The 22,631-nt window shown below is 64.8% G+C and carries 22 protein-coding genes; 13 read left to right on the forward strand and 9 right to left on the reverse strand.

Translation table 11 applies throughout. The features are described from left to right. Positions 1–4: 4 nt before the first annotated feature. Complete coding sequence (locus EN852_RS18065; protein WP_245519697.1) at positions 5–805, reverse strand: DUF3313 domain-containing protein; 801 nt, start codon at positions 803–805, stop codon at positions 5–7. Positions 806–1,084: 279 nt separating this feature from the next. On the opposite strand from EN852_RS18065, the gene EN852_RS18070 reads away from it, so the two are divergent. The 3 genes from EN852_RS18070 (at position 1,085) to EN852_RS18080 (ending at position 2,821) form a co-directional block, all read left to right on the forward strand. After that, positions 1,085–1,675 carry a TetR/AcrR family transcriptional regulator gene (locus tag EN852_RS18070; protein WP_127876283.1) on the forward strand — a complete coding sequence of 197 codons (591 nt, stop codon included), beginning with the start codon at positions 1,085–1,087 and terminating at the stop codon, positions 1,673–1,675. A 101-nt stretch (positions 1,676–1,776) separates the two neighbouring features. Next, on the forward strand, positions 1,777–2,241 hold the full coding sequence (locus EN852_RS18075) for a nuclear transport factor 2 family protein (protein WP_127866458.1): 465 nt from the start codon (positions 1,777–1,779) through the stop codon (positions 2,239–2,241). A gap of 10 nt (positions 2,242–2,251) precedes the next feature. Continuing rightward, positions 2,252–2,821, forward strand: a complete 570-nt coding sequence (locus EN852_RS18080) for a TetR/AcrR family transcriptional regulator (protein ID WP_127876284.1) — start codon at positions 2,252–2,254, stop codon at positions 2,819–2,821. 4 nt (positions 2,822–2,825) lie between these two features. Here the strand turns inward: EN852_RS18080 and EN852_RS18085 are convergent, their stop codons facing one another. From EN852_RS18085 to EN852_RS18100, 4 genes are all read right to left on the reverse strand, one after another. After that, positions 2,826–3,584, reverse strand: coding sequence for an MBL fold metallo-hydrolase (locus EN852_RS18085; protein WP_246694316.1), 759 nt, complete (start codon positions 3,582–3,584; stop codon positions 2,826–2,828). A gap of 94 nt (positions 3,585–3,678) precedes the next feature. Continuing rightward, complete coding sequence (locus EN852_RS18090) at positions 3,679–4,524, reverse strand: aldo/keto reductase (RefSeq protein ID WP_127876285.1); 846 nt, start codon at positions 4,522–4,524, stop codon at positions 3,679–3,681. 89 nt (positions 4,525–4,613) lie between these two features. Further along, positions 4,614–5,003, reverse strand: a complete 390-nt coding sequence (locus tag EN852_RS18095) for a DUF305 domain-containing protein (protein WP_127876286.1) — start codon at positions 5,001–5,003, stop codon at positions 4,614–4,616. Between the two features lie 43 nt (positions 5,004–5,046). Then, positions 5,047–7,551, reverse strand: a complete 2,505-nt coding sequence (locus EN852_RS18100) for a heavy metal translocating P-type ATPase (protein ID WP_127876287.1) — start codon at positions 7,549–7,551, stop codon at positions 5,047–5,049. Positions 7,552–7,749: 198 nt separating this feature from the next. On the opposite strand from EN852_RS18100, the gene EN852_RS18105 reads away from it, so the two are divergent. The 6 genes from EN852_RS18105 (at position 7,750) to EN852_RS18130 (ending at position 15,796) form a co-directional block, all read left to right on the forward strand. Continuing rightward, a complete protein-coding gene (locus EN852_RS18105) occupies positions 7,750–8,601 on the forward strand; it encodes a glycosyltransferase family 25 protein (protein ID WP_127876288.1) in 852 nt (283 codons plus the stop codon). A gap of 10 nt (positions 8,602–8,611) precedes the next feature. Next, positions 8,612–11,413 carry a [protein-PII] uridylyltransferase gene (locus EN852_RS18110; RefSeq protein WP_127876289.1) on the forward strand — a complete coding sequence of 934 codons (2,802 nt, stop codon included), beginning with the start codon at positions 8,612–8,614 and terminating at the stop codon, positions 11,411–11,413. Between the two features lie 40 nt (positions 11,414–11,453). After that, entirely contained in the window at positions 11,454–13,061 is a 1,608-nt protein-coding gene (murJ, locus tag EN852_RS18115; protein WP_127876290.1) for a murein biosynthesis integral membrane protein MurJ, read from the forward strand. A 173-nt stretch (positions 13,062–13,234) separates the two neighbouring features. Next, complete coding sequence (gene trpS, locus EN852_RS18120; protein WP_127876291.1) at positions 13,235–14,302, forward strand: tryptophan--tRNA ligase; 1,068 nt, start codon at positions 13,235–13,237, stop codon at positions 14,300–14,302. A 159-nt stretch (positions 14,303–14,461) separates the two neighbouring features. Next, on the forward strand, positions 14,462–14,953 hold the full coding sequence (locus EN852_RS18125) for a universal stress protein (protein ID WP_127876292.1): 492 nt from the start codon (positions 14,462–14,464) through the stop codon (positions 14,951–14,953). Between the two features lie 273 nt (positions 14,954–15,226). Further along, entirely contained in the window at positions 15,227–15,796 is a 570-nt protein-coding gene (locus tag EN852_RS18130) for a NifU family protein (RefSeq protein ID WP_112128178.1), read from the forward strand. A 189-nt stretch (positions 15,797–15,985) separates the two neighbouring features. Here EN852_RS18130 and EN852_RS18135 read toward each other — a convergent pair whose 3' ends face one another. Beyond that, a complete protein-coding gene (locus EN852_RS18135) occupies positions 15,986–16,603 on the reverse strand; it encodes a L,D-transpeptidase (protein ID WP_127866470.1) in 618 nt (205 codons plus the stop codon). A gap of 225 nt (positions 16,604–16,828) precedes the next feature. Between EN852_RS18135 and cueR the strand changes: the two genes are divergently transcribed. Next, positions 16,829–17,218 carry a Cu(I)-responsive transcriptional regulator gene (cueR, locus tag EN852_RS18140; protein WP_127866471.1) on the forward strand — a complete coding sequence of 130 codons (390 nt, stop codon included), beginning with the start codon at positions 16,829–16,831 and terminating at the stop codon, positions 17,216–17,218. A 13-nt stretch (positions 17,219–17,231) separates the two neighbouring features. On the opposite strand, the gene EN852_RS18145 is transcribed toward cueR, so the two are convergent. Next, positions 17,232–17,702: a nucleoside deaminase gene (locus EN852_RS18145; protein ID WP_189546029.1), complete on the reverse strand. Its 471-nt coding sequence runs from the start codon at positions 17,700–17,702 to the stop codon at positions 17,232–17,234. A gap of 195 nt (positions 17,703–17,897) precedes the next feature. On the opposite strand from EN852_RS18145, the gene EN852_RS18150 reads away from it, so the two are divergent. The 3 genes from EN852_RS18150 to EN852_RS18160 all read left to right on the forward strand — a co-directional run bounded on the left by EN852_RS18150 (position 17,898) and on the right by EN852_RS18160 (position 20,414). Further along, positions 17,898–18,398, forward strand: a complete 501-nt coding sequence (locus tag EN852_RS18150) for an MmcB family DNA repair protein (protein ID WP_167512027.1) — start codon at positions 17,898–17,900, stop codon at positions 18,396–18,398. A gap of 187 nt (positions 18,399–18,585) precedes the next feature. Continuing rightward, positions 18,586–19,332 carry an SDR family oxidoreductase gene (locus EN852_RS18155; RefSeq protein ID WP_127876294.1) on the forward strand — a complete coding sequence of 249 codons (747 nt, stop codon included), beginning with the start codon at positions 18,586–18,588 and terminating at the stop codon, positions 19,330–19,332. A gap of 44 nt (positions 19,333–19,376) precedes the next feature. Continuing rightward, positions 19,377–20,414, forward strand: a complete 1,038-nt coding sequence (locus EN852_RS18160; RefSeq protein ID WP_127876295.1) for an RNA polymerase subunit sigma-70 — start codon at positions 19,377–19,379, stop codon at positions 20,412–20,414. Between the two features lie 4 nt (positions 20,415–20,418). On the opposite strand, the gene nhaA is transcribed toward EN852_RS18160, so the two are convergent. Further along, positions 20,419–21,609 (reverse strand): Na+/H+ antiporter NhaA, encoded by a 1,191-nt coding sequence (gene nhaA / locus EN852_RS18165; RefSeq protein ID WP_127876296.1) that lies wholly within the window; start codon positions 21,607–21,609, stop codon positions 20,419–20,421. 326 nt (positions 21,610–21,935) lie between these two features. Beyond that, entirely contained in the window at positions 21,936–22,499 is a 564-nt protein-coding gene (locus EN852_RS18170; protein ID WP_127866479.1) for an ActR/PrrA/RegA family redox response regulator transcription factor, read from the reverse strand. Positions 22,500–22,631: the final 132 nt, after the last annotated feature.

Below are 22,631 nucleotides of genomic sequence, written 5' to 3' on the forward strand. Positions count from 1 at the left end.
AGCCTCAGTCGGTGCGCACCGCGGCTCCCCTGTCGGTCCAGGCCGGCGGCAATCCCATCCGATCACCGACGAAGCCGACCAGTCCGGGTGATTTGCCGAATGCCTTGCAGGCAGGGTATTTCGGCTCCCTGCCGACCATGGCGCGCATTTCGTCCCTGGTCGGGAGCGACGGCAGCGTGCCGAAGGGCGTCTTGCCGGTGACCAGGAGCTTGCTGAAATCGTGGCCGAACTTCGCCGCCAGGTCGTAGGCATCGCCCTCGCGGGCGACCCGGCCCGAATCCAGCAGGGCGTTCGCGCCACGCCCCCAGATCATGGCCGCCGCCTGCTTGCCGTTGTCGCCAACCGCTTCGGCTTCAAGCGAAAGGCTGCCCAATCCGATCGGCAGGCGCGGTACCGGAACATGCATTTCAGGCAGCGCGACGGAAACCGCCGTGGACGCGACTTTCGAAACGCCTACCGCCAGCGCATTCGTCGGCGTCGCATGCGTTACCATCGCGTGGACCGTCAGGTCGGCCGGCTCGGTCAGGGCGACCACTTGAAAGCGCTGGCTCAGGCCGGAGCAGAGTGTTCTGTCGACGGCGTTGATGACAAGGCTGCGCTGCGCCGGCGTCAATGTCGATTTTCCGGCGGCGGGCTGCGAAAAGCCCGTCGGAATGATCCGGACGGTTTTTGCCGCGAGCACGTCGTCCTTGCTCACCCGCATCAGCGAGCGGGCCAGCCAACCGTCCGACGGTTTCAGCTCGTCATAGGATTGCAGCGAGCCAACCTGATCCAGCGGCGCGGACGCGCAGCCGACCGCGAGCACGCTCAAGACCAGCACAAATGGCCATATTATACGGTGGTCGGCGCGGCAAGCGTGCCGATCGGCCAGGCCGCGACCGATGTGAGCCCCGCGACGGGAACGCAAGCAAGCTGCCATGGATGCCTCTGCATGGGTGTGCCCGGCGGGCGTGTTGGGGAGTGTCAATAATTGCACTCAGTGCAATAGATTGATGGCGTCATTATGGCGAGGCGCAATGACGGGGCTTGAATGTGCGCCAAAATTCTTGTCGCATCCGAGGAACGGTCATGGCAGGAGCGCTCCATGAACGACGCGCCAAAACCCGAAGGCCTGCGCGAGCGGAAGCGGCGGGAAACGTCCCGCCGCATCGCCGACGCCGGCCTGAAAGCTTTCCTGGCCAATGGCTATGACGCGACCACGCTTGACGAGATAGCCGCCGCCGCCGGCATCTCGCGCCGGACGTTCTTCCACTATTTCAAGACCAAGGACGAGGTGCTGTTTGCATCGCTGGGCAACCACGCGAGCGCGGTCAAAGCATCGATCCTTGCCGAGCCACCCACGGGAACGGCGATCGACATTGCCCGCGATGCGTTGCTCAAAATCATCGGCAGCTTCCAAGGGGCAGCAATGATGGCGACGGCCAAGATCATGCGGGAGAGCAAGACGCTGCGCTCGCGCAGGCACACGGGCTACCTGCAGTTCGAGCAAGCCATTTTCGAAGGGTTGTGCGAGTTGCAGCCGGACCAGGCCCGCGACAGTCTGCGACTGGTCGCCCTGGTGACGGTCGTCGCGTTGCGTCTGGCCGTGGAGACATGGCAGCAGCAACATGCCAGGCATCCGCTGGAAGGATATGTCCAGGATGCCTTTGAAAGGCTGAAAACCGAGATTCGATAAGTCAAGTCGCTCGAGGCGTCGCAAAGAACAAAAGCCGTGTTGACACATTGTACCGATCGGTACAATGTGGGTGATCGACAATCGAACCGACAGGAGATTTCATGAGCCGTCCGCCATTGCCGCCCTTCACGGCCGAAACGGCGGCGCAAAAGGCGCGCCTTGCGGAGGATGCCTGGAACAGCCGCGACCCGGAACGGGTTTCGCTCGCCTATACCGAGGACAGCGTCTGGCGGAACCGGGCCGAATTCATCTCTGGCCGCGGCGAGATCGTCGGCTTCCTCAAGCGCAAATGGGCGCGCGAGCTGGACTACCGCCTGATCAAGGAGGTCTGGACCTGGAACGACAACCGCATCGCGGTGCGCTTCGCCTATGAATGGCGCGACGACAGCGGCCACTGGTTCCGCTCCTACGGCAACGAGAACTGGGAGTTCGACGAAGCCGGGCTGATGCGCCGCCGCGTTGCCAGCATCAACGACCTGCCGATCGCGGAGCGCGAGCGGAAATATCACTGGCCGCTCGGCCGCCGGCCGGATGACCATCCCGGCCTTTCCGAACTCGGGCTCTAGGGGCGATTGGATGCGGCGCATCGCGCCAGATCGCGACCAATTGCTGGCGATCGTTGCCGAGGTTTTCCGCGAGCATGGCTACGAGGGCGCCAGCCTGGCCCTGATCGGCGAAGCAACGGGGCTGGGCAAAGGAAGCCTCTACCACTTCTTTCCCGGCGGCAAGGAAGAGTTGGCGAGAGCCGTCATTGCCCATATCGACGGCTGGTTCGAGGAGAATGTCTTTGCGCCGTTGCGCGACAGCGCCGATCCGTTGGCCGGGATCGAGCAGATGCTCGAGGCGACGGACAGTTATTTCCGATCAGGACGGCGCGTTTGCCTGATCGGCGCCTTCGCGCTGGACGAATCGCGCGATCTCTTCGCCGGCCAGATAAGGGACTATTTCGGCCGCTGGGTCACGCATCTCACCGGTGCTCTGGAGCGATCCGGGCACCGACCGGACGAGGCCGGCGAGCTGGCCGAGGAAGCCGTCGCCGCCATCCAGGGCGCGCTCACGCTGGCCCGTGCCGCCACTGACCTCGATGTGTTTTCAAGGGCATTGCGACGATTGCGGATGCGGCTTGGACTGCCGGCCAAGACCTAGCGTCCTAAAGAGGTTCGAAGCGGAAGCCTGTTTCGGCTCGGAAAACCCGGCCGACGCCCGGGGAATCGAGATGCGCTCCCGCCACGCACCAGGCGTTGTCGGCGGCAAGGGCCAATATCCGCAACCGGGTTGCCCGAGCCTGCTCCTGGTCGGCGTCGAATTCCCAGGCGACCTCCGGCCGCTCGAACTGGAGCGACGGTACATGGACGAGATCGCCCCAGACGAGCAATGTTTCGCCGCCGCCCGTGACTCGAAAACATGTGTGACCGATCTCGTGGCCCGACGCCGCGACCGCCTCGATGTTCGCGCTCAGGCGCTGCCCAGGGTCCAACGGTTCTGCTCGATCATGGAAGCGGCTCAACCTCGCTACCGACCGGAACATGTCGAGCTCGGCTCGAGGGACAAGCAGGCGAGAGAGTTGCGGAAAGCCGTCCTTCCCATCCGGACGGACGAGCCCGTGGATATGGTCGAGATGCGTGTGGGTGAACGCAACCGCGCGTATCCGATCGATGGCGATCGTCGCCTCGCTCAGAGCCTGCGGCAGGAACCCCATTGTCGGATGCCAGGCGTTCGAGGACCCCGTATCGATCAGCGTGATTTCATGGCCGTCGTCGATGGCAAAGGCATTGACCGACAATCTGAGCGCGCCGCCGAAGAGCGGCACCTGCGGAGGGAGATCGTCGCCGAAGGGCTCGCCTCCCGGCTTATGCAGCCGCCGGACTTGCATGTCGACATAACCGTCGCGCAGCGAGGTGACGGTCAAGTCGCGATTTTATAAGCAGCGTGGTGAGGTCCGGCCGAAATTCGTTCCAATGCCTGCTCCCGGTTCAGTCGCAAATCCGGATCGGGGTTTTTGGCTAGATCATCTCCAACCCGCGCTTGCGCGTCGGCGGCGGGAAGGCGCGGTCGAGATCGGCGAAATCCTCGGGCGTCAGCTTGATATCGAGCGCGGCGGCATTCTGGCGGACATGCTCCTGACGGCCGGCTTTCGGAATGGCGATGACGCCCGGCTGCGCCATCACCCAGGCGAGCGCGATCTGCGCCGCGGTGGCGTTGTGTCGGGCAGCGACGGCCTCCAGCCGCGCATTATGCGCCAGCGCGCCCTGCTCCACCGGCGAATAGGCCATCAGCGGGATGCCGCGTTCCGCGCACCATGGGGCCAGATCGAATTCGGGGCCGCGCCGCGACAGGTTGTAGAGCACCTGGTTGGTCTGGACATTGCCGCCGCCCTTCAAGCCGACCAGTTCCTCCATCTCGTCCGTGTCGAAATTGCTGACGCCCCAGTGGCGGATCTTGCCTTCCCTCTTCAAGGTTTCGAAGGCCTCGACGGTTTCGGACAGCGGCACGCTGCCCGGCCAATGCAGCAGATAGAGATCGATCCGGTCGGTGGAAAGCCGTTTCAGGCTGGCCTCGCAGGCGCGTTTGACGCCGGCGCGCGAGGCGTTCGACGGCAGCACCTTGGAGACCAGAAAGGTCTCGTCACGGCGCCCGGCGATCGCCTCCGCCACCACCTCCTCGGCGCCGCCGCTGGCATACATTTCGGCGGTGTCGATCAGCGTGATGCCGAGATCGAGCCCGAGCTTCAGCGCCGCCACCTCGTCGGCGCGGCGGCGCGGGTCCTCGCCCATCTTCCAGGTGCCCTGGCCCAGCACCGCAACGGCCTCGCCGGACGGCAGCTTGAGGGTTCTGACTGGTGACGGCATGGCTTTCTCCGCGTGGGCCAGGATCGCAGCACAGCCAAAACCGGAAATCCAGACCAAAGCCGCTTGGCCGCCTGGATTCCCGGGAGCGGCTACTTCGCCGGATGCTTGGCGAGCCAGTCCTGCATCTGCTTGATCTCGGCTTCCTGCGCCTTGACCACGCCTTCGGCGAGCTTGCGGATTTCCGGATCCTTGCCGTTGGCGATCACCACCTTGGCCATGTCGATGGCGCCCTGATGATGCGGGATCATGCCGCGGACGAAATCGACATCGGCATTGCCGGTGTATTTGATCATCATGTCCTTGTGCATCTTCTTCATCGCCGCCTCATAGCCCGCCGTGGCCGGGCCCTGGGCGCCCATCGCCATCTTGGACATGTCGTGCTTCATCTCCTCCGACGAGGCCGGAACGCTTTCGAGGAAGACGGCAAGCAGCATTCCCGCCGCCATCAAAAGCAGCACGATCTTCTTGGCCAGGGTCATTCAGGATCTCCTTGTGGTTGAGGTTCGTATCTGGGAGCTTCGTTCAGAGTTTCAACGTCCTCAGCCGCAAAGCATTGGTAATGACCGACACCGACGACAGGCTCATCGCCGCCGCCGCTATCATCGGCGACAGAAGCGTGCCGGTGAGCGGATAGAGCACGCCGGCCGCGACCGGCACGCCGAGCACGTTGTAGAGGAAGGCGAAGAACAGGTTCTGGCGGATGTTGCGGATCGTTGCCTGGGCCAGCGTGCGCGCCCTGACAATGCCGTTCAAGTCGCCCTTGACCAGCGTGATGCCGGCGCTTTCGACCGCGACATCGGCGCCGGTGCCCATGGCGATGCCGACATCGGCGCCAGCCAGCGCCGGCGCATCGTTGACGCCGTCGCCGGCCATGGCCACGCCAGCGCCGCTCGCGCGCAGCTGCTCCACCAGCGCGCCCTTCTCATCCGGCAGCAGGCCGGCGCGGACTTCGTCGATGCCAAGCTTCCCGGCGATCGCTTTGGCCGTGCGCTCGTTGTCGCCGGTTGCCATGATGATCCTGAGACCCCTCTCGTGCAGGGCCTTGATCGCCTCGGCCGTCGTTGCCTTGACGGGATCGGCCACGGCAACGATGCCGGCGAATGCGCCGTCGACGGCCACGAACATCGCCGTCTTGCCATCGGCTTGCAGCTCCTCGGCATTGGCCGCCGGCGTTTCGACCCCGAGGTCCGCCATCATCGCCGCATTGCCGAGCGCGACCTTCCTGCCCGACACCGTTCCCGAAACGCCCTTGCCGGTGACGGCTTCGAAATCGACGGCGTCGGCCAGCTTCAGGCCGCGCGCGACGGCGCCCTCGACGATCGCCTCGGCCAAGGGATGTTCCGAGCCCTTTTCAAGCGCGGCGGCAAGGCCCAGCAGCTCGTTCTCCAGGATGGCCTCGGCCGCGACGACATCGGTGAGCCGCGGCTTGCCTTCGGTCAGCGTGCCGGTCTTGTCGACGATCAGCGTGTCGACCGAGGCGAAACGCTCCAGCGCCGCCGCTTCCTTGATCAGCACGCCGGCATGAGCGCCGCGTCCGGTCGCCGTCATGATCGACATCGGCGTCGCCAGACCAAGCGCGCAGGGACAGGCAATGATCAGCACCGACACAGCCGAGACGATGGCGAAGATCAGGCTCGGCTGGGGACCGAAGAGCGCCCAGGCGATGAAGGCGATGATGGCGACCAGCACCACGGCCGGAACGAAATAGAAGGACACGCGGTCGGCCAGCCCCTGGATCGGCGCGCGCGACCGCTGCGCCTTGGCGACCATCTCGACGATGCGCGACAGCGTGGTCTCGGCGCCGACCTTTTCGGCGCGCATGACGAGCGAGCCGTTCTTGTTCAGCGTGCCGCCGGTAAGCGCGGAGCCTTCCGTCTTCTCGACCGGCAGCGGCTCGCCCGTGATCATCGATTCGTCGATCGCCGAGCGACCTTCCAGCACGATGCCGTCGACGGGAACGGCATCGCCCGGACGGATGCGCAGCCGGTCGCCGGTCTGGACGCTGTCGAGCGGCACATCCTTCTCGGAACCGTCGGCGCCGATCAGACGCGCCGTCTTCGGGGCAAGGTCGAGGAGCGCGCGAATGGCCGAGCCGGTGCGCTCGCGGGCCCTGAGTTCCAGCACCTGGCCGAGGAAGACGAGCGCGACGATGACGGCAGCAGCCTCGAAATAGACCGGAACGGCGCCGTCATGACCGCGGAACTGATGCGGGAAGATGTCCGGGAACAGGGCGGCAACCACGCTGTAGAGATAGGCCGCGCCGACGCCCAGCGAGATCAGCGTCCACATATTGGGGCTGCGGTTGACGACCGACTCCCAGCCGCGATGGAAAAACGGAAACGCCGCCCAAAGCACCACCGGGCTCGCCAGCGCCAGCTCTACCCACGTTTTCGTCCGGCCGTCGATGAGACTTTCGAAGCTGAGGCCAAGCATCGGCGCCATCGCGAAGATCAGGAGGGGCACGGAAAGCGCAGCGCTGACCCAGAACCGGCGCGTGAAATCGACCAGCTCGGGATTCGGGCCCTCGTCGCCGGTCGGCACACCCATCGGCTCCAGCGCCATGCCGCAGATCGGGCAGGAGCCGGGCTTGTCGCGGATGATTTCGGGGTGCATCGGGCAGGTGTACTGCGTTCCCTTCGGCATCGGCTGCGGCTCGGGCCGGCCAGCAAGGTATTTTGCCGGCTCCGCCTCGAACTTGCCCTTGCAGTCGGCGGAGCAGAAATAGAAGCCCTGCCCTTCATGGCGCAGGAAGTGCTTTGCGCTCGCTCGGTCGACACTCATGCCGCAGACAGGATCGGTGGCCGTCAGGTAGCTTTCCGGCTCGGCAACGAATTTGCCGCGGCAGCGCTCGCTGCAGAAATGAAACGTCCGGCCGCCATGCTCGGCCGTCGGCTTGCCGGCCGCCGGATCGACCGCCATGCCGCAGACAGGATCGCGAATCACCGCTTCGGCCCCGGTCGCCGCAGTTTTCGCGGAGCAGCAGGATGCGCCATGCGCGTGATGATGGTTGTGGTCGGAATGGGTCATCAGCAATGCCTCGGAATTCTCGAATTGCGGCGGAGGTAGTCCTTCCAGCAACTGGAAGGTCAAGGGGCGACCCTGCGATTTTTTTCCCGTTGCGCCGCGCCACGGCAGACTTGAAGCATCCTCCCCAGAATTTACGCGTGCCAAACACGGCCGCCATGCTATGCACGCCGCCATTTTGAGCCCAGCGAACCGCACCCGATGAAATGCCTCGTCATAAATCTCGACCGCTCCACCGACAGGCTGGCGCATGTGACAGCCGAATTCGAGCGAGCCGGCATGACTTTCGAGCGTGTCGCAGCGGTGGACGCGCTGGCCCGGCCGGACCTGGCTTCGATGCCGGTGGGCAAGAGGCCGGTCTCGCGGACACAGCTGACGGATGGCGAGATCGCGTGCCTGCTAAGCCACAGGATCTGCTGGTCCGCCATCGCGGCCGGCGACGATGCTTATGTCGCGGTCTTCGAGGACGACGTGGTGCTTTCAGAGAAAACCGGTCCGCTGCTGGCGGACCGGAGATGGATTCCGGCAGATGCCGATATCGTCAAGCTCGAGACGTTCTTCCACAGAACTGTCGTCGGACTGAACAAGGTTGCTGCCGGCCATGGCTTCTCGGCAAGAAAGCTGTACGACGTTCATATCGGCAGCGCCGGCTATATCGTGTCGAAGAAGGCCGCCGGCGCCCTTCTGGAGGCGACGCGGGAAATTCGCTTCCCCGTCGACCATGTGCTGTTCAACCCGGAGCTCGAGACGTCGTCCGGCAAGGTGGTCTACCAGCTGTGGCCGGCGCTTTGCGCGCAGGAGCAATTCCTCGGGCGGGAAAGGGTCAGATTCCCAAGCCTGCTCAAGCAGGATCGCCAGGAGCAGCTTGCCCTTAGGGAGGTCCGCCAAAAGCCAAAGGCATCCGTGTACGACAAGGTCCGCCGCGAGATTCGACGGCTATCGCTGCAAATTGCGGATCTTTGCCGGTTGCGGCAGTGGATGATCGTGCCGTTCGAACATCGCGGGGAGCGCGTCCGCCGGCCCCATACACAGCGCCGCGAAAACGCGCTATAGACGCCGCCGAATGGCAAAGATCTCCTTGAAACTCAACGAAATCATCGATGGCGACACCTTGCGCCGCGACTTGACCGCGCTGACGTCGGCAAGCGCCGGCGACGGTTCGGGACCGGCGGTTCGCACCGCTGTCCTCCAATTGCTCAAAGCCAGGCTGGCGGCGGGCCGCAAGATCGCCGAGACCATGCTCAAGCAGGATGGCGGCGGCAATGCCTGCGCCGAGCGGCTCTCGCATCTGATGGATGAGCTGATCCGGGCGCTCTATGATTTCGCAGCCACCCATGTCTACCGGGTCAAGAACCGTTCGGTGGCCGAGCGCATGGCGGTCGTGGCGGTCGGCGGCTACGGCCGCGGCACGCTGGCGCCGGGCTCAGACATCGATCTCCTGTTCCTGCTGCCCTACAAGCAGACGCCGTGGGGCGAGCAGATCGTGGAGTACATGCTCTACATGCTGTGGGACATGGGACTGAAGGTCGGCCACGCCACCCGCAACATCGAGGACTGCCTGCGGCTGTCGCGCAGCGACATCACGATCCGCACCTCGATTCTCGAGGCGCGTTTCCTGTGGGGGGAACAGAAGCTCTACGAAGAACTGCTCACCCGCTTCGACCATGAGGTGGTGCGCACGACCGGGCCGGAATATGTGCAGGCCAAGCTCGCCGAGCGTGACGACCGCCATGCCAAGGCCGGCGAAAGCCGCTACCTGGTCGAGCCCAATGTCAAGGACGGCAAGGGCGGGTTGCGCGACCTGCAGACGCTGTTCTGGATCGGCAAATATTTCTACCGCGTGCGCACCGGCGAGGAGCTGGTCGAGAAGGGCGTCTTCACCGAGGCCGAATACCGCGAGTTCCAGAAGGCTGAGGATTTTCTGTGGGCGGTGCGCTGCCACATGCATTTCCTCACCGGCAAGGCGGAGGAGCGGCTGCATTTCGACATCCAGCGCGAGATCGCCGAACGTCTGGGCTACACGACGCATCCCGGCCTGTCGGCGGTCGAGCGTTTCATGAAGCACTATTTCCTCGTCGCCAAGGATGTCGGCGACCTCACCCGCATCTTCTGCGCGGCGCTCGAGGAAGAGCAGGCCAAGCATGTGCCGGGCTTCAACCGCATCTTCCTCACCTTCCAGCGGCGCAAGCGCAAGCTTGCCGGCACGTCCGATTTCATTGTCGACAACCACCGCATCAACATCGCCGACGACGGCGTGTTCGAACGCGACCCGGTCAACCTGCTGAGGCTGTTCTGGTTCGCCGACAAGCATGGGCTGGAGTTTCATCCCGACGCGCTGAAGCTGCTCACCCGCTCGCTCGGCCTGGTCAACAAGTCGCTCCGGCGCGACGAGGAGGCCAATCGGCTGTTCCTCGACATATTGACCTCGGACCGCAACGCCGAGCTCAATCTCAGGCGCATGAACGAGGCCGGGCTGCTCGGCAGGCTGATCCCCGACTTCGGCAAGATCGTCGCCATGATGCAGTTCTCGATGTACCACCACTATACGGTGGACGAGCATCTCATTCGCTGCATCGGTGTGCTGGCCGAGATCGAGCGCGGCGATGGCGAGAAGATTCATCCGCTGGCGCATTCGCTGATGCCGGGGCTCAAGAAAAGCCGCGAGGCGCTTTATGTCGCGGTACTGCTGCACGATATCGCCAAGGGACGGCCGGAAGACCATTCGGAGGCCGGCGCCAGGATCGCGCGGCGCATCTGCCCGCATATGGGGCTGTCGGCTGCCGACACCGAGACAGTCGCCTGGCTGGTCGAGAACCATCTGGTGATGTCGATGACGGCGCAGACGCGCGACCTCAACGACCGCAAGACAATCGAGGATTTCGCCTCGATCGTGCAGTCGGTCGAGCGGCTGAAGCTGCTTTTGGTCCTCACTGTCTGCGACATACGCGGCGTCGGGCCAGGTGTGTGGAACGGTTGGAAAGGGCAGCTGCTGCGCACGCTCTATTACGAGACCGAGCTGCTGCTGACTGGCGGCTTCTCGGAAGTGTCGCGTGCGCAACGCACCGCCGCCGCGCGCGAGCGGCTGGCCGAGGCGCTCTCGGCCTGGCCGGCCAAGGAGCGCAAGCGCTATGTCGCGCAGCACTATGAGAACTATCTGCTGACGGTCGACCTCAAAGACCAGCTGCGACACGCCGAATTCATCCGGGAGGCGGATGCGGCGGGCAAGAAGCTCGCGACCATGGTTAAGACGCATGAATTCGAGGCGGTGACGGAGATCACCGTGCTGGCGCCGGACCATCCGCGCCTGCTTTCGATCATCGCCGGGGCATGTGCTGCGGCCGGCGGCAACATCGTCGATGCGCAGATCTTCACCACCTCGGACGGACGGGCGCTGGACACCATCCTGATCTCCCGGGAGTTCGATCTCGACGAGGATGAGCGCCGCCGCGCCGAGCGCGTCGGCCGGCTGATCGAGGACGTGCTGTCCGGCAAGAGCTGGCTGCCCGACATGATCGAGAAGCGCACCAAGCCGAAGCGCGGCGCGAAGGTATTCAGGATTCCGCCGCGCGCCGAAATCCGCAACACGCTGTCGAACCGTTTTTCGGTGATCGAGGTCGAGGGGCTGGACCGGCCGGGCCTGCTGTCCGAGATCACGGGGACGCTCTCCGACCTGTCGCTCGACATCGCATCGGCGCATATCACGACCTTCGGCGAAAAGGTCATCGACACGTTCTACGTCACCGACCTGACCGGACAGAAGATCGACAGCCCGACGCGCACCGCCACCATTCACAAGCGGCTGATCGATACGCTGGAAGGCACTTCGTCCGAACGCAACGGCAAGGCCAAGGCGGCGGCCGAGTGACCATCCATTTGACGCAATTTCCCTGGCAGTCATCCCCGGCATGAGCCTCGTCAAGAAATTCGCCACCGTCGCTTCCGGCACGCTGATGAGCCGCGCCTTGGGTTTCGGCCGCGAGATGCTGATGGCGGCCGCGCTCGGCACCGGGCCGGTCGCCGACGCCTTCAACGCCGCCTTCCAGTTTCCCAACACCTTCCGCCGGCTGTTCGCCGAAGGCGCCTTCAACGCCGCCTTCGTGCCGCTCTTTGCCAAGGAGATCGAGCAGCATGGCAATGAAGGCGCCAAGCGTTTCTCGGAGGAAGTGTTCGGCGTGCTGTTCTCAGCGCTGCTGGCGCTCACCATCGCGATGGAACTGGCGATGCCGCTGATCGTGCGCTACCTGGTGGCGCCGGGCTTCGCCGACATTCCGGGCAAGTTCGAGACGACCGTCACGCTCGCGACGATCATGTTCCCCTACCTGATCTGCATGTCGCTCGGCGCCATGATGGCCGGCATGCTGAACTCGCTGCGCCGCTATTTCGCTGCGGCGATCGCGCCCGCCTTCCTCAACATCATCCTGATCGCCGTGCTGGGTTATGCCTGGTATCACGGGCTGGACGCGCATGATGTCGGCTTCGGCCTGTCCTGGGGCGTGCTGGCGGCGGGCATCGTGCAGCTCGCCATCGTCTGGGTGGCGGTGCGCAACGCCGGCATCTCGATCGGTTTCCGCCGTCCGAAGATGACGCCCAACGTCAAGCGGCTGCTGATCCTGGCGCTGCCGGCGGCGATCACCGGCGGCATCACCCAGATCAACCAGCTGATCGGCACGGCGATCGCCTCGGCGCAGAACAGCGCGGTGTCGTCGCTGGCCTATGCCGACCGTATCTACCAGCTGCCGCTCGGCGTCGTCGGCGTGGCCGTCGCCATCGTGCTGTTGCCGGAGCTGTCGCGGGCGCTGAAATCGGGCAATCTGGTCGAGGCCGCGAACCTGCAGAACCGCTCGGTCGAGTTCACCCTGTTCATGACGCTGCCGGCGGCGGCGGCGCTCTGGGTGATGTCGGAACCGATCGTGCGGCTGGTCTATGAGCGCGGGGCGTTTGCCGCCAACCACTCGACGCCGATCGTCGCCTCGATCCTGGCGATCTTCGGCCTCGGCCTGCCGGCCTTCGTGCTGATCAAGGCCTTCACGCCCGGCTATTTCGCGCGCGAGGACACGCGCACGCCGATGATCTTTGCCGCCATCTCGGTCGGCGTGAACGTGGCGACTGCGCTCACCCTGTTCCCGTCCATGGGCGCGCCGGGCATCGCGGTGGCTTCGGCTGTTGCCGGCTGGGTCAACGCGCTGATGCTGCTCGGCATGCTGATCCGGCGGGGACATTGGGGCCGCGACATCCCGCTCTTGAAGCGTATCCCAAGGCTGGTGCTGTCGGCGGTGATCATGGCGACCGCGCTTTATTTCGCCGAGCACTACTTCGCTGCGCGGCTCGGTCCCGGCTCGCCGCTGGTGGTGAAGGCGACGACGCTGTTCGCGCTGGTCGGCGGGGGTGCGGCGCTCTACTTCATCGCCGCCTTCGGCACCGGCGGCGCCGATTTCGGCATGATCCGCAGGAATGTGAAGCGGGGATCGGCGAAATCTGCGCCGCCCGAACCGAAGACCGGCCTGGACGAATAACCCAAGCAGGCTTGCAGCAACACCGGTCTTGATCACGTCGCGCCGTTCGTCCATAAGCGCGTCGTCGAAAGACTTTCGCCGCGCGCGGTTTCCAGCCGCATGATTGGCTCCAAAAAGGTCTGCAACTTTTTGGAATCATGCTTAGACGGCCCTCCACAAGCCATGAGGAACTCATGTCCGCCTTCAAGTCACTCGTCTTTTCGGGCGTCCAGCCGACCGGCAATCTGCATCTCGGCAACTATCTCGGCGCCATCAAGAAATTCGTCGCCCTACAGGAACAGTCCGACTGCATCTATTGCGTCGTCGACCTGCATTCGCTGACGGCGCAGCTGGTCCACAAGAACCTCGGCGACGAGACGCGCTCGATCACCGCGGCGTTCCTGGCCTCCGGCATCGACCCGAAGAAGCACATCGTCTTCAATCAGTCGCGGGTCATGCAGCATGCCGAGCTCGCCTGGATCTTCAATTGCGTGGCGCGCATCGGCTGGATGAACAAGATGACGCAGTTCAAGGACAAAGCCGGCAAGGACCGCGAGAATGCCTCGCTCGGCCTGCTCGCCTATCCGAGCCTGATGGCCGCCGACATCCTGCTCTACCGCGCCACCCATGTGCCGGTGGGCGAGGACCAGAAGCAGCATCTGGAGCTCACCAGAGACATCGCGCAGAAATTCAACAACGACTTCTCCGAGAAGATCGCCGCGCTCGGCGTCGGCGTGAAGATGCAGGTCGGCGAGGAGACGGTGAACGGCTATTTCCCGATCACCGAACCGGTCATCGGCGGCCCGGCGGCGCGCATCATGAGCCTGCGCGACGGTTCCAAGAAGATGTCGAAGTCCGACCCGTCGGACCTGTCGCGCATCAACCTGACCGACGATGCCGACACCATCTCGAAGAAGATCCGTAAGGCCAAGACCGATCCGGAGGCCTTGCCGAGCGAGGTCGACGGGCTGGAACGCCGGCCCGAGGCGGAGAATCTGGTCGGCATCTATGCCGGCCTCGCGGAAATCTCGAAGGAAGACGTGCTGAGAGAATATGGCGGACAGCAGTTTTCCGTGTTCAAGCCGGCGCTTGCCGACCTTGCCGTGGAAAAACTGGCGCCGATCGCTGCCGAGATGCGCCGCATCGAAGGCGACCGCGCCTATGTCGACGCCGTGCTCAAGGATGGCGGCGACCAGGCCCGCGCAATCGCCGAGGGCACGATGAAGACGGTGCGCGACATCATCGGCCTGCTGCAGGACTGATCGACTGGTCTAAGTGTTTGTCTCTACGCAATTCCGGACGGAAAACCGCTACACACTTTTCCTGGGATTGCTCTGGGACCATTGCCACGCCGGCCGGCGGCTTGCCGCCGATCTGTGGCGGTGGCAGATTGCGGCCGGATTGATACCGAGCAAATAGACATGGTCTCCAAACGCCTCAGCCGCGAAGCCGGCCATCGCCGCAAATTCCTGGCGATCATCGACGACACGCCCGAATGCGAGCGCGCGGTCGCCTACGCCTCGAAGCGGGCGCGGCACACCAGCGGCGTGCTGGTGCTGCTCTATGTCATCGAGCCGGACGACTTCCAGCATTGGCTGGGCGTGGAAAAGATCATGCGCGAGGAAGCAAACGCGACGGCACGCGCGGCGCTCGACGGCTATGCCAACAAGGTGCGCCAGAGCGTCGGCATCGAACCGGAGCTGGTGGTGCGCGAGGGCAAGCCGACCGAAGAGATCCACAAGCTGATCGAGGAAGACCAGGACATCGCCATCCTGGTGCTGGCGGCCGGCGCCGGCAAGGAAGGCCCGGGGCCGCTGGTCAGCGCGGTTGCCGGTCGGGCCGCCGCTTTCCCAATTCCTGTCACGGTGGTGCCGCAGAACCTTTCAGACGAGGAGATCGACAGCCTCGCCTGAGAGTGCTGAGATTCAGGTGAGGCCGGCCTGCGAACGGCGGCTTTCTGCGCTTCCGGTGCTCACGTACTTGAAGTACGCTCCGCTCCGGTTCTCGAAAACCACCGTTCTCGACTCGGCCTGACCTGAATCTCAGCACTCTCAAGTGGATGAAGGGTCGAAAAACATTCCGCCAGCCAGCCGTTCCTAGCGACGCGTTTCGCTTGAATGTCCAGCCGATAGAGCCTATTTAGAATTATTCCAAACTATCGGCCCGAGAAGGGCCTGGAGATACCCATGTTCATCCAGACCGAATCGACGCCGAATCCGGCGACGTTGAAGTTTCTTCCCGGTAAGGAAGTGCTGCGCGAAGGTACCGCCGATTTCCGCAACGCCGAAGCTGCCGCGGAGGCTTCGCCGCTGGCCGGCCGGTTGTTCGAGATCCCGGGCGTCACCGGCGTCTTCTTCGGCTATGATTTCGTCACCGTGACCAAGGACGGCCCGGACTGGCAGCATCTGAAGCCCGCCATCCTCGGCGCCATCATGGAACACTTCATGTCCGGCGCCCCGGTCATGGCCTCGACCGCCCCGGCGCGCGAAGCCGGCGAGACCGGCGAGTTCTACGACAAGGCCGACGAAGAACTGGTGCTGACCATCAAGGAACTGCTCGACACGCGCGTGCGCCCCGCGGTTGCCCAGGACGGCGGCGACATCACGTTCCGCGGCTTTGAGAACGGCACCGTGTTCCTGCACATGAAGGGCGCCTGCGCCGGTTGCCCGTCGTCGACGGCTACTTTGAAGCACGGCATCCAGAACCTGCTCCGGCACTTCGTTCCGGAGGTCCAGCAGGTCGAGCAGGTCGCCTGACAGTTCCACACCGCCGGCCACTCGGCGGAGCGAATTCTTCCCAATTCCAAAAACAAAAAACCGGGCCCCAACAGCCCGGTTTTCTGTTCTTGGACGTCTTGTTGTTGCCTAGACGGTCCGCCTGCGAAACTTTTTAGTTGACCATGATCTTTTCCGAAAACCGGCTTCCACTTTTCGGGATCATGGTCCTTACATCACGATGACTTTGGCGCCGACCGATGTGCGGTCGTAGAGGTCGATAATGTCCTGGTTCATCAGCCGGATGCAGCCCGACGACATCGCCTTGCCGATCGAGAACCATTCCGGGCTGCCATGCAGGCGGTAGCCCATGTCGCCGCCCTTGTTGAAGAGGTACATGGCGCGCGCGCCAAGCGGGTTCTTCAAGCCCGGCTCCATGCCGCCGGCGAACTTGGCGAGCTCGGGCTGGCGCTTGATCATCTGCGAAGGCGGCGTCCAGGTCGGCCACTCGCGCTTCAGCGCGATATGGGCGGTGCCGTGCCACTCGAATCCCTCGCGGCCGACGCCGATGCCGTAACGCATCGCCATGCCGTCGCCCTCGATGAAGTACAGGAACTTGTTCTGGGTATCGACGATGATGGTGCCTGGCTTCTCCGGGGAATCATACCGCACTTCCTGGCGGTGGAACCTGGCGGGAACCTTCTCGATCGGGACGCGCGGCAGCTGATAGCCGGCATCGGTCATCGCGCCATAGTTGTTGGTGAACAACTGCCCGCCGATGGTGCTGCAGCCGCTGACCGCGGTCGACAGCGCAAGAGCGGCGAGGATTGCAAACGACTTCAAGCGCATGAAAAGGTCCGACGCCCTGTCTCTGTATCAGCGGCACGAGTCGGCCGCTTTCTCGCCATCATTCATGCTGGCATTTCTTTTGCTTGCCAAGCGTGCACTGCTTATATGCAAGGCCTTACGTGCGGGTAGATGCCGAACTGCGGCATTTCCGCAACAGGCCTCACAGGATTGTGAAGCAAAATCAATGGGGCAGCCCGAAGGCTGCCGGAAACCACGGAGAACGCCATGAATGTCGGTGATGCCGCCGAGCGTTCCGGCCTGCCGGCCAAGACCATTCGCTATTACGAGGAGATCGGCCTGATCCGTCCGGCGCGGGCCGGGAACGGCTATCGCGATTACTCGGGCGACGACGTCCACCGGCTCGCCTTCCTGCGCCGTGCGCGCAATCTCGGCTTCTCAATCGACGATTGCAGGCAGCTGATGGCGCTTTATCAGGACCGCGACCGCGCCAGCCACGACGTGCGCGAGATCGCCGCCGCCCATGTCAGGGCGATCGAGGAAAAGGTGCGCGAGCTGCAGTCGATGCGCTCGACGCTGCAGAAGCTGATCCACGCCTGCCACGGCGACGATCGGCCGGACTGCCCGATCCTGGACGACATGGCGGGCGCAGCCTGAGGTCGAAGGTCTGTCAGCGCTCCCAGAAATCGCGGTGCGGGGCAAGCAGCTCGTCCGCGATTTCGGGGAACGGACCAAAGACCTCGATCTTCTTCTGGCCGGAAGCGAATACGGTGCGCGAAGCGAGGTTCATCGTCGGATTCTCCGCGTGATCGCCGGTGAGCGCCAGGAGATCGGTTTCCTCGAAGCCGTAGACCAGCCGGCCGATATTCGCCCAATACATCGTTCCCGCGCACATCGCGCAAGGCTCGCCGGTCGTGACCAGCGTGCATTGCCAAAGGAACTCCGGCTCATAGGCGGCCGCGGCGCGGCGGGCGAGTTCGGTCTCAGCATGGCGAACCGTGTCGAGATTGCCCTGTCGCATCAGCACCTGATCGTCCGGCCCGACCAGCACGCTGCCGAACGGATGATGCCCATGCGCCGCCGCCTCGCGTGCGACGGCGTCGGCGGAGCGGAGGTGGGCGAGCAACTGATCACGGGTCATGGAGGAATTCCTTTCACGGCGAAATTGCTGCCGAGGCATATGATTAGCAAGCGCTGATCTCGCCTTGCGCCGCCGTTTCGAGTGTACCGCTGGCAGCGATTCCTATCCATCAGCGCGCGGCTTGGTCTGTCAAACGCAGAATCGCCGCCTTGGCAGGGGTTCAAACCGTGAACAAAATCTGGCATGGTGCCTGCCATGCCCATCGTTTCCCCGATTCCCCTCAACCCGCTGATCGACGGCCGCCAATCGGAGCGCGCCATGCTGGTGCGGCGGGGCGTGCAGCGGCTGCTCAGCGAAATGGGCGCGCATGTGTTGCCGGAGCTGTCTTTGGCCACCGGGCGGCGCGCCGATCTCGTCGCGCTGACCAGGCAGGGTGACATCTGGATCATCGAGATCAAATCCTCGATCGAGGATTTCCGGGTCGACCGCAAATGGCCGGACTACCGGCTGCACTCCGACCGCTTCTTCTTCGCCACCCATCCGGGGGTTCCACAGGACATCTTTCCCGAGGAATGCGGCTTCATCCTTTCCGACGGTTATGGCGCGGAGATCCTGCGCGATGCGCCGGAGCACCGCATGGCGGCTGCCACGCGCAAGGCGCTGATGCTGCGGATCGCGCGCGCCGGCGCCGCGCGGCTCTTGGCAGCCGAGCTTGCCGGCGTCGCGGTGCCGGCGCTGGATGGCGAGAGCGAATAGAGCCTCCGCGCAAGGATTGAGCGCCGGCGTCTTGCCGCTGACGTCCGGTGTCGAGCCGGGGCTCAAACCGCCCCTCATCTGCGGCTGGCAAAAATCTGCGTCTCGCACCGATGATTTTCGCCGATCCCGATTGTCTTCACCTACAGGCGCGTCCGGATGGCCGGCGGCCAGGACAAGAGGTGATCACATGAAACCGTTGCAAAATCAGAATGTCGTCGTCGTCGGAGGCAGCCGGGGCGTCGGCCGCGCGATCGTGGAAGCCGCGCTTGGCGCTGGAGCGACCGTGCTTGCCGTCGCCCGCGGCGGCGCCGACCTGAAGCAGCTTGCCTGGGAACGGCCGGGCGTGAAGACGCTTAGCGCAGACGCGACGGTGGAGACGGCGCCGCAGGCGGTTTTCGATGCGCTGGCGCCCGACGTGCTGGTGGTCTGCGCGGGGGCCCTCGCCGCTGCCGCGCCGATCCAGGATCAGAGCTGGGAAGTCTTCTCGGCGAATTGGGAGATGGACGTCAAAGCGTCGTTCCTGTTCTGCCGGGAAGCCCTCAAGGGTCGGCTCAAAACGGGCAGCCGGGTGGTGCTGATCGCCAGCGGCGCCGCCATCACCGGCGGACCGCCGAATTCCGGCGGCTATGCCGGCGCCAAGCGCATGCAGGTATTTTTGGCCGGCCATTGCCAGAAGGAATCGGACCGGCTCGGCCTCGGCCTGCGCTTCATGGCGCTTTCGCCGGCCCGCATCATGCCGGGCACCGGGGTCGGCGATCGCGGCATCGACAGCATCGCCGCCTATATGGGCATCCGCCCGGCCGACTTCCTCGCCAGCTTGAGCGACATGCAGACGCCGGCCGATGTCGGACGCGCGGTGGTGCAGCTCGCGACGGGCAAACCGCAGGGCAGTTCCTTCACCGTAAGCGGCAGCGGCCTTGCGGCGGCGGCATGAGGCGAGCAGGATGGCGGCCGGATTCAGCGCCCCGGGGCTCCCGCATGACTGATGCATCCGGCCCTACCCTGCCTTTGGGCCGGTCAGGCCGGCCGGCCCTCGACCGGCTGGCCTTCGAGCGCCTGAGCGTCGCCCACCGCCGCGCGCTCAAGCTGCATTGCTACCGGATGATGGGCTCGCTCAACGAAGCGGACGATCTCGTCCAGGAGACGTTCCTCAAGGCCTGGCGCGCGCGGTCGCAATTCGACGGGCGCGGTTCGGCGCGCGGCTGGCTCTACGCGATCGCCACCAAAAGCTGCCTCAACGCGATCAAGGCTCGGTCGTCGGCGCGGCGCATTCTCGAGCAGCCCGAACGGCCGGCCTCCGTAGGTGCGGCAACCGGCGGACCGACCGCGGAACTCGCCTGGCTGGATCCATATCCGGATGCGGAACTGCCGGACATTGCCGACGACAGGCCCGGTCCGGAAGCGCGCTACGAGGCTCGCGAGGCGGTACGGCTCGCCTTCGTGGCGGCGATCCAGCTGTTGCCGCCCCGGCAGCGCGCCGCCCTGCTGCTATGCGACGTGCTCGGATGGTCCGCCATCGAGACCGCCCAATTGCTCGGCGGAAGCACAGCCTCGATCAACAGCGCCTTGCAGCGGGCTCGCACGACGCTGGGCAACCGCCAAGTGCGCGCGCCGCAGCGGTCGCGGCCCAGCGCAGACGAAGGCGTGCTGCTCGAACGCTATATGCAGGCCTGGCAGGCCGACAATCTGGATGGGCTCGTCGAGCTGCTGCGCGAGGACGCCGTCTACCACATGCCGCCCTGGCGGGAATGGTACCATGGACATCAGGCAATCGGCGCTTTCCTGGGAAGCGTCTGGGGAAATTTTGCCGGCTATCGCGCGGTGGCCACGCGGGCCAACGCCCAGCCGGCCGCGGGCGTCTACGCGCTCGGCCGCCAGGATTCCACATGGCGGCCGCATTCGCTGCATGTCATCGAAGCCGCCGACGGCAAGATCGCCTCGCTGACGATCTATGTCCCGCCGCTCGGCCCCGCCTTGTTCGCGGTCTTCGGCCTGCCGCCGGAACCACTGCCTTGAGGGCTTAGTCCACTTCTTCTTCCGCCGCGCCGGCCGCCGGCGCCGTCAGCAGCACGGCGGCGCCCAGCAGCGCGGCAACCAGCGAGCCCGCAAGGATGCCGACCTTCACCGCGTCCTGGAGCGCCGGGTCACTGGCGAAGGCGAGCAGGCCGATGAACAGGCTCATGGTGAAGCCGATGCCGCAAAGCAGCGAGATGCCCAGCATATGCAGCCAGCCGGCATTGACCGGCAGGTCGGCAAGGCCGAAGCGGATGGCCAGCGCCGATGAGCCGAAGACGCCGACCAGCTTGCCGAGGACAAGGCCGGCTGCGACGCCCAGCGTGAGCGGCTCGACAAGCGCCGCGAAGCTCAAGCCCCCGAGCGAGACGCCGGCATTGGCGAAGCCGAAGATCGGGATGACGAGGAAGGGCACGAGCTTGTGCAGGCCGTGCTCCAGCCGATGCAGCGGCGAATGTTCAGTATCGTGGCCGATGCCGGGGGAGCGCTCCAGCGGAATGGTGAGCGCCAGCGCCACGCCGGCCAGCGTCGCATGCACGCCCGACTTCAGCACCAGCACCCACAGCAGCGCGCCGAGCAGAAGATACGGCCAGAGCTTCATGGCCCGCACGCGGTTGAGCACGACGAGCAGGGCGATGACGGCGAAGGCGGCGCCGAGATAAGCGAGCGAAAGGCCGCTGGAGTAGAACAGCGCGATGATGATGACGGCGCCCAGATCGTCGATGATGGCCAAAGCGGTGAGGAAGACTTTCAGCGAGGCCGGCACGCGGCTGCCGAGCAGCGAGAGAACGCCGAGCGCGAAGGCGATGTCGGTGGCGGTGGGGATCGCCCAGCCGGAGAGTGCCGCCTGATTGTCGCGGTTGATGGCGACATAGACCAGCGCCGGCACCACCATGCCGCCGGCGGCGGCGATGCCCGGCAGCACGCGGCGCGGCCAGGTCGAGAGCTGCCCGTCCAGCATCTCGCGCTTGATCTCGAGCCCGACCAGCAGGAAGAACACCGCCATCAGCCCGTCATTGATCCAATGCGAGACGCTGAGCGGTCCGAGATAGGCGTGGAGAACGGCGAAATAGGTTTCGGCCAAAGGCGAGTTGGCGACGATCAGCGCCAGGGCCGCGGCCACCATCAGGATGATGCCGCCGGCCGCCTCGCCGTCGAGGAACTCGCGCAGGATCGATTTCGGCTTTTCGTCGCGCATGGACCCTCCCTAAACCCGGCCTAACCTTATCGGCGGGGAGTCTGTATTCCAATGATGCGCAGCGTCAGTGGGGATGCAAGGCTTACAAGTTATCCGGCAGCGCATGCTTCGAAAGTTGGCTGAAACGCGAGTCCCTTCGTCATCCACGGGCGAAGCAAGGAGCGAAGCGACGCGGCGCAGACCCGAGGATCCATTCCGTTACCTAAGCCCTAGAGTGCGGCGGTGCAGAATTCTGCATCGTTGCGGCGCGCCGACGTCACGGAATGGATCCTCGGGTCTCCGCGTCCGCTTCGCTCCCGCTCCGCCCGTGGATGACGAACGTCCGCCTATCGAGGCGCCCGCTTGGCGAGAATCCGCTGCAAGGTCCGGCGATGCATGTTCAGCCGGCGCGCCGTCTCGGACACGTTGCGGTCGCACATTTCGTAGACGCGCTGGATGTGCTCCCAGCGCACACGGTCGGCCGACATCGGGTTTTCCGGCGGCGCGGCGCGTTCGCCGGAGGTGCGGGTGAGCGCAGCGAAGACGTCGTCGGCATCGGCGGGCTTGGAGAGATAGTCGATGGCGCCGAGCTTCACCGCCGTCACCGCGGTGGCGATGTTGCCGTAGCCGGTGAGGATGATGGCGCGGGCGTCGCCGCGCTTTTCGCGGATGGCTGCGACGACATCGAGGCCGTTGCCGTCGCCGAGACGCATGTCGACCACCGCATAGGCGGGCGGATGGGCGCGCGCCTTGGCGACCGCCTCTTCGACGCTTTCCGCCGTCTCGACCACGAAGCCCCTGGTCTCCATGGCGCGGGCCAGCCGGGTGAGGAAGGGCTTGTCGTCCTCGACGATGAGCAGCGAGGTGTCCTCGCCCTCGACCATTGCGCCAGCCGTTTCGTCTCCGCTCATCTTATCGGCATCCTATTGACCAAAAGCGCACCGTCGAAACGAATTCCGGCGAAGGCGCTCGAAGTCCATGTTTTTCGGGCATGCCGCTTTTCCAGACTTAATTTTGGGCGACATGCTTCACTTTTACGCAGA

This window comes from Mesorhizobium sp. M2E.F.Ca.ET.209.01.1.1 (assembly GCF_004010375.2).
Taxonomy (GTDB): domain Bacteria; phylum Pseudomonadota; class Alphaproteobacteria; order Rhizobiales; family Rhizobiaceae; genus Mesorhizobium.

What these genes read in the sequence shown, in the direction of transcription:
- EN852_RS18070 (WP_127876283.1), top strand. Translation starts at nt 1,085, where the DNA reads ATGAACGACGCGCCAAAACCCGAAGGCCTGCGCGAGCGGAAGCGGCGG.
- EN852_RS18075 (WP_127866458.1), top strand. Translation starts at nt 1,777, where the DNA reads ATGAGCCGTCCGCCATTGCCGCCCTTCACGGCCGAAACGGCGGCGCAA.
- EN852_RS18080 (WP_127876284.1), top strand. Translation starts at nt 2,252, where the DNA reads ATGCGGCGCATCGCGCCAGATCGCGACCAATTGCTGGCGATCGTTGCC.
- EN852_RS18090 (WP_127876285.1), bottom strand. Translation starts at nt 4,524, where the DNA reads ATGCCGTCACCAGTCAGAACCCTCAAGCTGCCGTCCGGCGAGGCCGTT.
- EN852_RS18095 (WP_127876286.1), bottom strand. Translation starts at nt 5,003, where the DNA reads ATGACCCTGGCCAAGAAGATCGTGCTGCTTTTGATGGCGGCGGGAATG.
- EN852_RS18100 (WP_127876287.1), bottom strand. Translation starts at nt 7,551, where the DNA reads ATGACCCATTCCGACCACAACCATCATCACGCGCATGGCGCATCCTGC.
- EN852_RS18105 (WP_127876288.1), top strand. Translation starts at nt 7,750, where the DNA reads ATGAAATGCCTCGTCATAAATCTCGACCGCTCCACCGACAGGCTGGCG.
- EN852_RS18110 (WP_127876289.1), top strand. Translation starts at nt 8,612, where the DNA reads ATGGCAAAGATCTCCTTGAAACTCAACGAAATCATCGATGGCGACACC.
- murJ (WP_127876290.1), top strand. Translation starts at nt 11,454, where the DNA reads ATGAGCCTCGTCAAGAAATTCGCCACCGTCGCTTCCGGCACGCTGATG.
- trpS (WP_127876291.1), top strand. Translation starts at nt 13,235, where the DNA reads ATGTCCGCCTTCAAGTCACTCGTCTTTTCGGGCGTCCAGCCGACCGGC.
- EN852_RS18125 (WP_127876292.1), top strand. Translation starts at nt 14,462, where the DNA reads ATGGTCTCCAAACGCCTCAGCCGCGAAGCCGGCCATCGCCGCAAATTC.
- EN852_RS18130 (WP_112128178.1), top strand. Translation starts at nt 15,227, where the DNA reads ATGTTCATCCAGACCGAATCGACGCCGAATCCGGCGACGTTGAAGTTT.
- EN852_RS18135 (WP_127866470.1), bottom strand. Translation starts at nt 16,603, where the DNA reads ATGCGCTTGAAGTCGTTTGCAATCCTCGCCGCTCTTGCGCTGTCGACC.
- cueR (WP_127866471.1), top strand. Translation starts at nt 16,829, where the DNA reads ATGAATGTCGGTGATGCCGCCGAGCGTTCCGGCCTGCCGGCCAAGACC.
- EN852_RS18145 (WP_189546029.1), bottom strand. Translation starts at nt 17,702, where the DNA reads ATGACCCGTGATCAGTTGCTCGCCCACCTCCGCTCCGCCGACGCCGTC.
- EN852_RS18150 (WP_167512027.1), top strand. Translation starts at nt 17,898, where the DNA reads ATGCCCATCGTTTCCCCGATTCCCCTCAACCCGCTGATCGACGGCCGC.
- EN852_RS18155 (WP_127876294.1), top strand. Translation starts at nt 18,586, where the DNA reads ATGAAACCGTTGCAAAATCAGAATGTCGTCGTCGTCGGAGGCAGCCGG.
- EN852_RS18160 (WP_127876295.1), top strand. Translation starts at nt 19,377, where the DNA reads ATGACTGATGCATCCGGCCCTACCCTGCCTTTGGGCCGGTCAGGCCGG.
- nhaA (WP_127876296.1), bottom strand. Translation starts at nt 21,609, where the DNA reads ATGCGCGACGAAAAGCCGAAATCGATCCTGCGCGAGTTCCTCGACGGC.
- EN852_RS18170 (WP_127866479.1), bottom strand. Translation starts at nt 22,499, where the DNA reads ATGAGCGGAGACGAAACGGCTGGCGCAATGGTCGAGGGCGAGGACACC.